Source organism: Streptomyces blastmyceticus (genome assembly GCF_039521185.1).
Taxonomy (GTDB): domain Bacteria; phylum Actinomycetota; class Actinomycetes; order Streptomycetales; family Streptomycetaceae; genus Streptomyces; species Streptomyces blastmyceticus.
Genome location: NZ_BAAABW010000039.1, coordinates 181,309 through 193,588, shown reverse-complemented (window position 1 = coordinate 193,588; position 12,280 = coordinate 181,309). Strand labels below are relative to the sequence as shown.

Annotated in this window: 8 protein-coding genes; 3 read left to right on the top strand and 5 right to left on the bottom strand. The window is 72.3% G+C overall.

Going from position 1 to position 12,280, the window contains the following annotated elements:
- The first annotated feature begins 204 nt into the window (after positions 1–204).
- Together asnB and ABD269_RS32950 are read left to right on the top strand one after the other, a co-directional pair.
- Complete coding sequence (gene asnB, locus ABD269_RS32955; protein ID WP_344123918.1) at positions 205–2,058, top strand: asparagine synthase (glutamine-hydrolyzing); 1,854 nt, start codon at positions 205–207, stop codon at positions 2,056–2,058.
- A 190-nt stretch (positions 2,059–2,248) separates the two neighbouring features.
- On the top strand, positions 2,249–2,623 hold the full coding sequence (locus tag ABD269_RS32950; protein ID WP_344123916.1) for a GntR family transcriptional regulator: 375 nt from the start codon (positions 2,249–2,251) through the stop codon (positions 2,621–2,623).
- Between the two features lie 25 nt (positions 2,624–2,648).
- Here ABD269_RS32950 and ABD269_RS32945 read toward each other — a convergent pair whose 3' ends face one another.
- The gene (locus tag ABD269_RS32945; RefSeq protein ID WP_301888543.1) at positions 2,649–3,797 is read right to left on the bottom strand and encodes a DUF5925 domain-containing protein; all 1,149 of its coding nucleotides are present in this window, start codon (positions 3,795–3,797) and stop codon (positions 2,649–2,651) included.
- 114 nt (positions 3,798–3,911) lie between these two features.
- On the opposite strand from ABD269_RS32945, the gene ABD269_RS32940 reads away from it, so the two are divergent.
- Entirely contained in the window at positions 3,912–5,318 is a 1,407-nt protein-coding gene (locus tag ABD269_RS32940) for a glycoside hydrolase family protein (RefSeq protein ID WP_344123913.1), read from the top strand.
- An 81-nt stretch (positions 5,319–5,399) separates the two neighbouring features.
- Here the strand turns inward: ABD269_RS32940 and ABD269_RS32935 are convergent, their stop codons facing one another.
- The 4 genes from ABD269_RS32935 to ABD269_RS32920 are packed head-to-tail and all read right to left on the bottom strand — an operon-like array spanning position 5,400 to position 11,953.
- Complete coding sequence (locus ABD269_RS32935; protein ID WP_344123911.1) at positions 5,400–9,251, bottom strand: lipopolysaccharide biosynthesis protein; 3,852 nt, start codon at positions 9,249–9,251, stop codon at positions 5,400–5,402.
- Positions 9,244–10,044, bottom strand: coding sequence for a polysaccharide deacetylase family protein (locus ABD269_RS32930; protein ID WP_344123909.1), 801 nt, complete (start codon positions 10,042–10,044; stop codon positions 9,244–9,246). The genes ABD269_RS32935 and ABD269_RS32930 overlap by 8 nt, the downstream gene beginning before the upstream one ends.
- On the bottom strand, positions 10,041–11,144 hold the full coding sequence (locus tag ABD269_RS32925) for a glycosyltransferase family 2 protein (protein ID WP_344123907.1): 1,104 nt from the start codon (positions 11,142–11,144) through the stop codon (positions 10,041–10,043). Before ABD269_RS32925 ends, ABD269_RS32930 begins: the two co-directional genes overlap by 4 nt.
- Positions 11,141–11,953, bottom strand: a complete 813-nt coding sequence (locus ABD269_RS32920) for a glycosyltransferase family 2 protein (protein WP_344123905.1) — start codon at positions 11,951–11,953, stop codon at positions 11,141–11,143. The genes ABD269_RS32925 and ABD269_RS32920 overlap by 4 nt, the downstream gene beginning before the upstream one ends.
- Positions 11,954–12,280 lie beyond the last annotated feature (327 nt).

Sequence of the window (12,280 nt, the reverse complement as noted above, 5' to 3'; positions counted from 1 at the left end):
TGCCCCGTAGGTGTGATGGGTCGCCGCATGTCGTCCCTGTGATGTGAATGTTTTCCCGTCCGTACATGGTGGATGCATCTATTCAGGCGTATCGTGATCTTCACGGCTCGCACGCGGAACACACGCGGGCCCGTCACCACACGGGGAGCGCCGTACCCGGAGGGCAGACCGCCGGGCGGCCTAGCGAAGGGGTACACCGCGAGCATGTGCGGCATCACCGGATGGATCGCGTACGACCAGGACCTCTCGACCGCGCGCGGCACGCTCGACGCGATGAACGAGACCCACATATGCCGCGGCCCGGACGCGGGCGGCGTCTGGCTGGACACCCACGCGGCGCTGGCGCACCGCAGGCTGTCCATCATCGACCTCGACGGCGGCAAGCAGCCGATGCTGATCGAGCACGACGGCCGCACCCTGCTCGCCACCACCTACAGCGGCGAGGTCTACAACTTCCGTGAGCTGCGCGCCGAGCTGGAGGGCCGCGGCCACACCTTCCGCACCACCAGCGACACCGAGGTCGTCCTCCACGCCTACCTCGAATGGGGCGAGTCCGCCGCCGAGCGGCTCAACGGCATCTACGCCTTCGCCATCTGGGACCCGCGCACCGAGGAACTCCTCCTCGTCCGCGACCGCATGGGCGTCAAGCCGCTCTTCTACCACCCCACCCCCGACGGCGTGATCTTCGGCTCCGAGCCCAAGTCGATCCTCGCCCACCCCGCCGTCCGCCCCGTCGTCGACGCCGAGGGCCTCGCCGAGATGCTGGCCTTCACCAAGACGCCCGGCCACGGCATCTACAAGGGCATGCGCGAGGTGCGCCCCGGCCACACCGTCCGGGTGCGCCGCGGCGGACTGACCGAACGCGCCTACTGGGCGCTGGAGTCCCACGAGCACACCGACGACCTCGACACCACCGTCGGCCACGTCCGCGAGCTGCTGGAGGACATCGTCTCCCGCCAGCTCATCGCCGACGTCCCGCTGTGCACCCTGCTCTCCGGCGGACTCGACTCCTCCGTCATCACCGCCCTCGCCGCCAAGGGCCTCGCCGACGGCGGCCACGGCCCCGTGCGCTCCTTCGCCGTCGACTTCGCCGGACAGGCCGAGAACTTCAAGGCCAGCGACCTGCGGGGCACCCCCGACGGCCCGTTCGCCCACGCGCTGGCCGAGCACGTGCGCGCCGACCACGCCGACATCGTGCTCGACACCGCGACCCTGATGGACCGCGGCCACCGCGACGCCGTGCTGCACTCCCGCGACCTGCCCGTCGGCTTCGGCCAGGTCGACACCTCCCTCTACCTCCTCTTCAAGGCGATCCGCGAGCACTCCACGGTCGCGCTGTCGGGCGAGTCCGCCGACGAGGTCTTCGGCGGCTACCGCTGGTTCCACGACGCCGACGCCGTCAACGGCGACACCTTCCCCTGGCTCACGGCCCGCATCTTCGACACCGTCTCCGGCGACGGCAGCGGCGACCGCACCGACTTCCTCGACCAGGGCCTCCTCCACAAGATCGACCTGGCCGGCTACCGCGAGGCCCGCTACCGCGAGGCCCTCGCCGAGGTGCCCCGCCTCGCCGGCGAGACCGGCCTCGAACGCCGCATGCGCGAGATCAGCTACCTGCACCTCACCCGCTTCGTGCAGCTGCTGCTCGACCGCAAGGACCGCGTCAGCATGGCCACCGGCCTTGAGGTGCGCGTGCCCTTCTGCGACCACCGCCTCGTCCAGTACGTCTTCAACACCCCCTGGGCGATGAAGACCTTCGACGGCCGCGAGAAGTCCCTGCTGCGCGCCGCCACCCGCGACCTGCTGCCCGCGTCCGTCGCCGACCGCGTCAAGAGCCCCTACCCCAGCTCCCAGGACCCGCGCTACCCCGACGTCCTGCGCGGCGAACTGCGCCGCGTGCTCGCCGACAAGAACAAGCCCGTCCACGCCCTGCTCGACACCGCGGCCGTCACCGGCTCGCTCACCCAGGGCAACGGAGAGGCGTTCCAGTCCACCACCGAGCTGGTCCTCAGCCTCGACACCTGGCTGACCACCTACGGCGCCTCGCTGGAGCTCTAAGCGGGCCCAGTGAAGTCCGGTGCGGTTCGGCAGTGCCCCGAAGGGGCGCGGGGAACTGCGCGACCAGCCACGGACCACCCGCAGCTGACGTACCGGACTTCCAGCGAAGCGCTTAGCACCACCCGGGCACGGTGGGACTCCCTGACGCACAATGGGTGACACAACCCTTCGCCGAACCGGGAGCCCCACCGTGGCCTTGCACCTGAACGTCGACCCCGACGCGGCCGAACCGCCCTACGAGCAGATCCGCGCGAGCATCGCGGAACAGGCCCGCTCCGGCGCGCTGCCCGTCGGCTACAAGCTGCCCACGGTACGGGGCTTCGCCGAGGAACTGGGCCTGGCGGCGAACACGGTGGCCAAGGCGTACCGCGCGCTCGAAGCGGACGGGGTCATCGAGACACGGGGCCGGAACGGGACGTTCGTGGCCGCGCCGGGCGACGTGGCGGCGCGGGAGACGGCGGCAGCCGCGGCCGTCTTCGCACAGCGTGCGCACCGCCTGGGCCTGGACCGGGCCGCGGCACTGGCCGCGGCCGAGGAGGCGCTGCGCGCGGCGTACGGCAGCTGACTCCCCGGCCCTTCGCCGGCCGCGCCTACAAATACAGCCCCGCGTCCGACCCGTCCTGCTGGAGCGGCACCGACGCCGGTCCCACACCCCGCCGCAGGGCGAAGAGCTCCGCGAGCGTCGCGCCGTCGCGCCCCACGCCCTCCTCCCGGCCGAGCCAGGCCACGGACTCCTTACGGGTCAGCGGGCCGACCTCGATGCGGGCGAGGCACCGGCCGGGGCGGACGACCGCGGGATGCAGCCGCTCCAGATCCTCGTTCGTGGTGACCCCGACCAGGACATTGCGCCCCTGCCCCAGCAGCCCGTCCGTGAGGTTCAGCAGCCGGGACAGCGCCTGCCCCGCCGTGTGCTTCGCCTCGCCGCGGATCAGCTCGTCGCAGTCCTCAAGCAACAGCAGCCGCCAGCGGCCCTTCGCCGAGCCGTCGTCCTCGCCGATCGCGATGTCCATCAGATAGCCGACGTCGTTGAACAGCCGCTCCGGATCCAGCACGCAGTCCACCTGGCACCAGTCCCGCCACGACCGGGCCAGCGTGCGCAGCGCGGACGTCTTGCCGGTGCCGGGCGGGCCGTGCAGGAGCAGCAGCCGGCCCGCGATGTCGTCCGGGGTGACCTTCATCAGCCGGTCCATCGCGTCGGCCACCGGCGCCGTGTAGTTGGGCCGGACCTCCTGCCATGTGCCGGCCGAGATCTGCCGCGTCGTGCGGTGCGGGCCGCGCCGCGGCGACACATACCAAAAACCCATCGTGACGTGCTCGGGCTGCGGCTCCGGCTCGTCCTCCGCGCCGTCCACGGCCTGGCCGAGCACCTTCTTCGCCAGGTCGTCGCTGGTCGCGGTCACGGACACATCCGCGCCCCGGTTCCAGCGGGAGATCAGCAGAGTCCACCCCTCGCCCTCGGCGAGGGTCGCGCTGCGGTCGTCGTCCCGCGCGGCGCGCACCACGCTCGCCGCGGGCGGCAGCAGCGACGCCCCGGGCTTCACGCGGTCCACGGAACGGCTGTGCGCGTACGGCTGTTCCCCGGTGGCGAACCGGCCCAGGAACAGCGCGTCGATGACATCGGACGGCGAGTCGCTGTCGTCCACGTTCAGCCGGAGCGGCAGGGATTTCTCCGCAGGGGTGGGGGCCGGGTCGGCGGGCAGGATCTGCCTCCTGGCTTCGGGACGGAGGTCGGCACACATGCCGCCCATGATCCGGCACCGGCCGCTCTTGCGCACACAGGTTTTCCGCGCTTCCCCGGACGTTCGCGCGGAAGCAGGCCCACTTCGATTCACCCGCGGATACTCTTGCCCGTGATGGCACGTCATGGGACACGTCGGGCGTTTTTTTCTCGGACAGGGCGGTGGCGGGTCGCCGCACTGCTCGTGAGCGGCGTTCTGGCGCTGGCGCTGCTGGTCACGGTGTTCAGCGGGGGATGGGAGGGCGGCGGCGGGCCCGGCGGCACGGGCGGGCCGGGCGGCTCCGACGGCGACCGGGGCGGCGGCGGCCGCACCGCCCTCGGCTTCGGCTTCACCCACACCCAGTACAGCGCCGACCACGGCGACGACGGCGCCCGCGACGCCGCGGCCAAGCTCCTCGCCGCCTCCCCCATGCCGCAGAACCAGCACATCATGGGCTGGGGCGTGGACAACCCCGAGCCCCGGCCGGGCTCGTACAACTTCGGCGACCTCGACCGGCGCGTCGCCCTGATGCGCAAGACCGGCGCGACCCCCGTCCTCACGCTCTGCTGCGCCCCCGACTGGATGAAGGGCGGCACCGCGGGAAAGACCAACTGGGCCCAGAAATCCCTGGAGATGGCGCCCCTGGCCGGCCACTACAAGGACTTCGCCCAGCTCGCCGGGGTCATCGCCAAGCGCTATCCGGACATCCACCACTTCGTCGTCTGGAACGAGTTCAAGGGCTTCTTCGACGAGTCCAGGAACCGCTGGGACTACGAGGGCTACACCCAGCTCTACAACCTGGTCTACGCGGAGCTGAAGAAGCAGAACGCGAACAACCTCGTCGGCGGCCCCTACATCAGCATGGACAGCCATCCCCCCGACAACGCCACCAACGCCTCGTCCGTGCGCGGCCCCTGGGGCTCCGTCGACCAGCGTTCCGTCGACGCCATCTCCTACTGGAATACGCACAAGAAGGGTGCCGACTTCGTCGCGGTCGACGGCGCCAGCTACACCCGCGAGAACGACCGGCTCCTGCCCGACGAGTTCGGCGCCACACAGAAGTTCGCCGACGTGACCGGCTGGCTGACCAGGACCACCGGCCTGCCCGTGTGGTGGTCCGAGTGGTACGTCGAGCCGCCCGACGCCAACGACGCCCGCAGGGGCTGGACGGAGGAGCACCGCACGGCCGTCCAGGCGACGGCCATGCAGCAGCTGGCCACCGCCGGGGCCGCGACGGCCTTCTACTGGAACCCGGAGGGGACGACGGCCGACTGCCCCGGCTGCCTGTGGCGCAGCACGGAGCTGCCGGACGGCGGCTCGGGGTTGCCCATGCTGGATCTTCTGGCGCGGTTCGCGAAGGCGTTTCCGCCGGGTACGCGGTTTCACTCCGTGGGTGTGACGGGGGTGGATGGGGGGACGGTCAGGGTGCTCGCTTCCGATGCCACGATTCTGGTCGTGAACACGCAGAATCGAGCGCTGACGGCGACGGTGGACGGTCACACGCTCAATCTCGGGCCGTACGACGTCCAGTGGCTGGGCTGACGCTCTTTCCCCAGCCCCGCCCCTTCCCGAACTGGGGCTCCGCCCCAGACCCCGGTCCTCAAACGCCGGACGGGCTGGCCGCTACGAGATCGTCGCCATGCGGACCGCCAGTGATACCAGCAAGACCACGAGCAGCGGCAGCGCGAACCAGTACGTGCTCTGGAGCCAGCGGAGCTGGCGGACTCCGGGGCGGCCTACTACTCGCAGCAACTCCCGCCCGGACAGAAGCAGCAGCAGCGCCACCGCCGCCAGCGCACCGACCACCGACACCGGCGTCCACGTCACACGGGGCCCGGGCGGGCCCGGTCGGGGCTGGGGGGCCGTGCCCGCCGGCGGGGTCTTCAGTTCGTACAGCACCGCGTCCTCGTTGGAGAGCACCCGCCGCAGCTCCGGCCGGCCGTCGAGCGCGCGGCGCATCCGGTCGTCCCAGTCGGGGGCGTAGCCCGAGTCGAGCTGGAGATAGACCGACTGGCCGCGGTTGACCATGATGTACGCCCGGGGCCCGGCCTTGCGCAGGGCGGTCACCAGGTCGTCCACCCGGGCCGGGTCGCGCGGCGCGAGCGTCGGTTCGTACAGCACGCGCTCCATGTCGCGGCTGCCCCACGGCATGGCCGGAGTGACGTTCTTGACGGTGTCGTTGCTCATCCACAGCAGCTGCACGGTCGGCTTGTCGTGCGCGTACACAAAGTCCATGGCGGCGACCTCGCCGGGCCGCACCCGTTCGAAGGACTCGTTGCCCCAGCGGGCCACCAGGAAGCCGAAGACGAGGACGAGCCCGGCCAGCAGCGCGGCCACCGGACCGAGCACGCCGGCGCGGACCGTCGCGCGCGGGCGGGGGAAGAGCGCGAGCGCGGCCAGGACGCAGGCGCCCGGCACCGCGAACAGGAAGACCCGCAGGGCCACTTCACCGCCGTACGACTGCATCCCGAAAGCGAGGAACGGCACCGCGGTGAGCAGCAGCAGCGCCAGATCGCCGATCCCGGACCGGCGGCGGCGCCACCAGCCGAGCGCGGCGAACGCCAGCACCCCGCCCGCCAGCGCCACCCGGACGTACAGCACCAGCTTGTGGGTGGCGCTGCCGCCCTCGATGCGGCCCGAGACCGACGAGGAGACATTGCCGCCCAGGGACCCCAGACCGCCGAAGAGCTCGTTGAAGTGGCCCGACCAGTACGGCTCCGCGAGGAAGCCGACCCACACCGCGAGCATCACCGCGCACAGCAGCGGCAGTCCGCGCAGCGTGCAGCGCCGGGTGACGACCAGCGCGGTGAGGACCCCCAGCATCACGAACGGGGTGAGCTGATGGCTCGCGACCGACGCGGCGAACAGCGCGAGCACGACCGCGAGCAGGACCCCCAGCTCGCCGCGGCTCGCCGGGACGACCTCCGCCTCGCCCGGCAGCAGCTTGCCGCGCAGCTGCCTCGGCCAGCGGAACCACACCAGCAGCACGGCCACGAACAGCAGATAGAAGAGGTAGTTGAGGGCCTGCGGGGAGAAGTAGTCCTGGCCCACCCAGCCGCACAGCACGAACAGCCAGGCCGCCGTCCACTTCGCCCGCCAGCCCGCCCGCACCGCCCGCAGCAGCAGGGCCAGCGGCGCCAGGCTCAGCAGCTGCACGGCCAGCGGCCACCAGCGCAGCACTTCGCCGAGGTCGCTCACCCCACAGGCCCGGGCGAGGAAGGCGGCGAGGGCGAAGAAGCCCGGCCAGCTCCAGCGGGCGTCGAGGTCGGGCGCCGCCACCCCCGTACGGTCGATGAAGTCGATGAACCCCAGGTGCTGCCACGCCGTCGCGAAGCGCGGCTGCGCCTCCAGCACGGCGGGCGCGGCGTGCAGGGACACGACGGTCAGCAGCAGCACCGCCGTCAGCAGCCAGCGGCGCTGCCGGGGCAGCGCCAGCGCGGCCGCGAACGAGGTCACCAGCAGGGCGGTGCCCACCAGCGTCGCCACGGGCAGCACGGAGATCAGCCCGAGCCCGCCCATGCCGTCCAGGCCGGACTCGCCGAGGGAGGCCAGCGGTGTCCAGTAGAGCGCGAGCGCGCCGAGGAACAGCAGCCAGATCCCCGCCTCGGGCCGCCACCACCGGGGGGCGGCCGGGCGGGGGAGCGGGCCCTCCACGGCCGCCGCGGGCGCGCGCGCGGGCATCACGGGCGCTGCCGCCGCGGGCGCCTTCAGCACGGGCGGCCGCGCCGCGACCGGCACCGGCCGGGCCTCGGGCGGCGCCGTCGCGGCGAGCTTCGCCACGGGCTCGGCCGAGGCCGTCTCGTCGTCGGCCGCGGGCTTCGGCAGCGGTGGCGGCACCGAGGCCAGTCCGACGCCGTCGGGGGTGTGGCGGAGGTCAGGGCGCCGCTCCAGGTGGTCGAAGTCCAGCCGCACGCCCAGCGGCATCGTGTCCGCGTCGAGCGCCGCCCGCAGCGCCCAGCGCGTGCCGTACCGCCCGCCCTCGCGCTGCCCGCCGTCCGAGGCCGTCCGGGACCCTAAGGCGCGCCCGATGCCCCGCCGGGCCGGGCGCGGCCCGTCACGCGGGCCGTCCCGGCGGTCACCGCGCACCGCGAGATCGGCGAGGTCGCCGTCCGGCGCCACATCGGGCGCGTACGCCACCGGGGCGCCGAGCGGGGGCGCCGCCGCCTTGAGGATCCGGCGCAGCTTGACCGCGGAGACGGAGACGATCACCGCGAGGCTGGAGATCTCCGCGACGCCCGCGCCCGTGAGCCCCATCCGGGGCAGGAGCAGCAGCGTCAGACCGAGCACCAGCACGCACAACAGGCCCTGGAGATAGGCCAGTCCGGCCGTGCGGCTCTGGGCCCGCAGCACCGCGAAGTAGGTCTCCATCACCACCCGCAGCGCCGCCCCCACCGCGAACCAGCGCAGCAGCGGCGTCGCCGCGTCCGCGTACCCCTGGCCGAAGACCCGCAGGATGTACGGCGCGAGGACGAACAGCAGCACACAGACCGGCACCATGATCTTCGCCATCCGGCGCAGCGCCGCCCGGCAGTTCTCCGCCAGCCGCGCCGGGTCGTGCGACCCCTCGACCGTGAGGGAGGCGCCCATGTTGATGGCGAGCAGGTTCGTGGTGCCGCCGATGGTGGTGGTGATGTAGAAATACGCGTTGTCGGTGGAGCTGACCTGCGAGGCGATGATCACCGGTACCAGATAGACCACGGCCAGCGAGAACAGCGACCCGGTGTAGTCCCCGGCGAGGAAGCGCCCCATCTCGCGGTACGACGCCGTCCGCGCCGTCGCCTCGGTCGCCACCACGTGCCGCGGCACCAGCCGCCGGAACACCAGCCACCCCAGCGGCACCACCGAGACGCCGATCGAGACGACCCAGGAGACGAACACCCCGGACGTCGGCAGCGCCGCGGACACCCCCACCAGCAGCGCCAGCTTCACGGCCGAGAAGACCGTATTGCCCACCGGCACCCAGAACGCGCTGCGCAGCCCGGTCAGCACCCCGTCCTGAAGGGTGAGCACCGACCAGGCCGCGACGGCGATCACGAAGCCGAAGCCGTGCAGGGGCCCGTGCAGGAAGCGGTACGACGGGCCCCACAGGTTGAGCGTGAGCAGGAAGGCCGTCGCGGCCAGCGCGACGACCACCGAACTCCCCGCGTACGTACGGAAGACGAGCCGTCCCGTCATCCGTCCGGCGGTGGGGATGAAGCGGGCCAGCGCCCCCGTCAGGGTGACCGCGGTGAGCCCCGCGAGGAGCTTCATCGCGGCGATGGCCGCGGAGCCCTGGCCGACCGCCTCCTCGGAGTAGTACCGGGCGGCGACCAGCCAGTACCCCACGCCGAGTACGGCGCTGATGCCCGTGTTGAGCATCAGCGCGAAGGCGTTGCGGAACAGCGGACTCCCGCCGCCCCGCCCCGGCAGCCGCAGCTTGCGGCCGGCCGGCCCCTCCGTCTCCCGTTCCTCGGTGCGGGTGGACGTGTCAGACACGGGCTTCGCTTGCCTTCCTGACGACTTGTCGGGTTCTGCGATATATGGCGTACCCCTTGGTCAGGGTGCGGTCCCGGACGAACAGCCGGCCCAGCGCCCGCCCCTCGACGAGCCGCTCGAACTCGCCGAGCCCGGTCGAACGCCGCACCGTCACCCGCTCCAGGGCGTACGGCCCCTGCGGACGCGCGGCGAGGGTGTTGCCCACGGCCAGGGAGACGCTGAAGCCCGCCGCCCGGACCGTGCGCCGGACCCGGCGGTCGGAATAACCGTAGGGATAGGCGAAGGACACCGGTGCGCGCCCCAGCTCACCCGCAAGGATCTCCCGGCACCGCTGCACCTCGAACCACAGCTGTTCATCGGCCAGTTGATCGAGCTGGGGGTGGGTGTGGCTGTGCCCGCCGATCTCCACCCCGGCCGCGGCCAGCTCCCGCACCTGGTCCCAGGTCAGCATCAGGTCGAGTGCGCCGCCCGTCTCGTGCGCCCCGCGCAGCCACCCCGTGGACGCGAAGAGCGTCGCGGAGAAGCCGTGCTCGGCGAGCGCCGGAAGGGCGTGCCGGTGCACGCCCTCATAGCCGTCGTCGAAGGTGATCAGCACCGGCTTCGGCGGCAGCGCGGCGCTGGTGCGCCAGGCGGCGGCGAGCTGCTCCGCCGTCAGCGGGGTGAACCCGCGCTCGGCCAGCAGCCGCATCTGTCCCGCGAACGAGTCGGGGGACACCGACAGGCCGTACGTCGCCCGGGCGGGTGAGTCCGCCACGGCGTGGTACATCAGTATCGGCACCCGGTCCGCACTCATGCGCCGGCCTCCTCGGCGGGAGGGCCCGCTGCCGGGCCGTTCGGACCGTGTCCACCGTGCGGCTCCTCCGCCGCCGTGCCGCCCCCGGGCACCTCCGCGACCGCGAACCGGACCCCGCCGCGGCGCGCCCGGACGCTGCCGAGGGCATAGCCCCCCACCGTCGCCGCGAGCCCGGCCACGATCGCCCCGGCCCGGCCCGCGCCGCCCGGCCTGCCGAGCAGGGCGTCCCGCACACCGCGCGCGACGCCCGCGGGCAGCACGCGCGTGGTGTAGCGGCGCTCCGAGGACAGCCCCGACTGCGCCCCCACACTGCGGGTGACCAGGGCCTTGGACAGCCCCTCGGCATACGCCCGCGTACGGAAATAGCGGAAGCGCTCCCGCACGGCCGGCACCCGGTGGTGGATCACCGACCGGTCGTCGATCAGTAGCACCGCCTCCGGCATGGCCCGGGTCAGCCGGATGCACAGCTCCGTCTCCTCGCCCCCCAGCGGCAGCCGGTCGCCGTCCCGCCCGATGCCGCTGGCGAACCCGCCGGCCAGCGCGAACGCCGACCTGCGGAAGGAGGCGTTGCCGCCGAGGACGTTGCGCACTTGGACCCGGCCGGGCGGCAGGCCGCGATAGGAACAGCCCACCACCCAGTCGAACTCCTCGGGGAACCAGGCCGGCCTGCGCCGGGACTCCCACACCGGTTCCGTGCGGCCGCCGACCGCCATCACCCGGGGGTCGGCATAGGCCCGCGCGAAGTGGCGCAGCCACTCCCGCTCGGCGACCGCGTCGTCGTCCAGGAACGCGATCACCTCGCCGGAGGAGGCGGCGATGCCGGTGTTGCGGCCCGCCGACAGGCCGCGGGGGCCCGCGTTGGCGAGCACCCGCACCCCGGCCGTCGCACCGGCGCCGTCGTCGCCGTACCACTTGGCGAGGCGGCGGAGCAGCGCGGCGTTGTGATCCACGACGACCAGGGTCTCCAGGGCGGGCCAGGACTGGTCGCGCACCGAGGCCACCGCGGCGAGGATGTCGTCCCAGCGGTCCTCGGTGTAGACGCAGATGACCACCGAGACGTCCGGCACGCAGGCCGGGCGGTGGTCGGGTGGGCTGCTCAAGAGACTTCCCTGCGGTTGGCGGCCGGTGCGATGGCGAGGCGGTGCGGGCGCCGGCGGCGGGCGCCGTGTTCTTTGAGGATGACCTTCAGGACCCGCAGTCCGTCGCGCACGGCACGCAGATTGCTGGTGCCGTGGATGCGCACGAACTCATGGCTGGGGATCTCCTGGACCCGCAGGCCCGCCTTGACGACTCTGATGTTCATCAGGGTCTCGACCTCGAACCCGGCGCAGTCCAGGGCGATGTCGTCCAGGCAGTGCTTCCAGAAGGCGTTGTATCCGTAGCACAGGTCGGTGTAGCGGGCGCCGAACTTGTGGTTGACGAGGGAGCACAGGACGCGGTTGCCGAGCTTGCGGATGGGCGTCATGTCGTCGGTGCCGCCGCCGTTGGCGAAGCGGGACCCCTTGGCGAAGTCCGCGCCGCCGACGAGCGCGGAGACATAGCTGACGATCTCATTGCCGTCCGCGGAGCCGTCCGCGTCGACCATCACGATGATCTCGCCCGTGCAGGCCGCGAAACCCGTGATCAGTGCGTCGCCCTTGCCCTTGCCGCGCTGCTCGACGACCTTGACGTCGGGCCACAGCCCCCGGGCGACCGCGATGGTGTCATCGGTCGAATTGCCGTCCACGAGGACCACTTCGTGGATCCACCCCGGCAGCGTCTTGAACACGTACGGAAGGTTCTCCGCCTCGTTCATGGCCGGGATGACGACGCTCACCGGTGGCGCTATCGCGAGATGCGAGCTCACCGGGCGGTAATGGCCGGCCGGTGCCGGCTCCTGATCTGTCGCAGGGCGAAGGAAAGAACTCATGAGTCGGATTTCCCTCTCGTCCGGTGGACCGCCCCCCGGCGGTCCAGTGGCTTATCCGGTTCGAAAAGGGGGTACTCGCCTCGCCCGCCGATGCGTGAAGCACCGTACGGCCAGGGTGAGTTGACAGCGAAGACCGATCGCGCGGTACGCGACTCTGCGACCGTGACTACCGAACGCGGCACCCCCCACCGCGCCCCGCCCCGGACACCATCGCGGCGCTCGAGCCCTCCCCTTGAGCCGCTGAAACCGATGGGCCGATGCGGGTGGATGTACGACGGTATTGATGGTTGAGACTGTATGGCAAGAGCTGGTGCGGTGACTCCTCCT

Bases quoted from the DNA above. Each gene is read 5' to 3' on its own strand.
- asnB (WP_344123918.1), top strand. From the start codon at position 205: ATGTGCGGCATCACCGGATGGATCGCGTACGACCAGGACCTCTCGACC.
- ABD269_RS32945 (WP_301888543.1), bottom strand. From the start codon at position 3,797: ATGTGTGCCGACCTCCGTCCCGAAGCCAGGAGGCAGATCCTGCCCGCC.
- ABD269_RS32940 (WP_344123913.1), top strand. From the start codon at position 3,912: ATGGCACGTCATGGGACACGTCGGGCGTTTTTTTCTCGGACAGGGCGG.
- ABD269_RS32930 (WP_344123909.1), bottom strand. From the start codon at position 10,044: ATGAGTGCGGACCGGGTGCCGATACTGATGTACCACGCCGTGGCGGAC.
- ABD269_RS32920 (WP_344123905.1), bottom strand. From the start codon at position 11,953: ATGAGTTCTTTCCTTCGCCCTGCGACAGATCAGGAGCCGGCACCGGCC.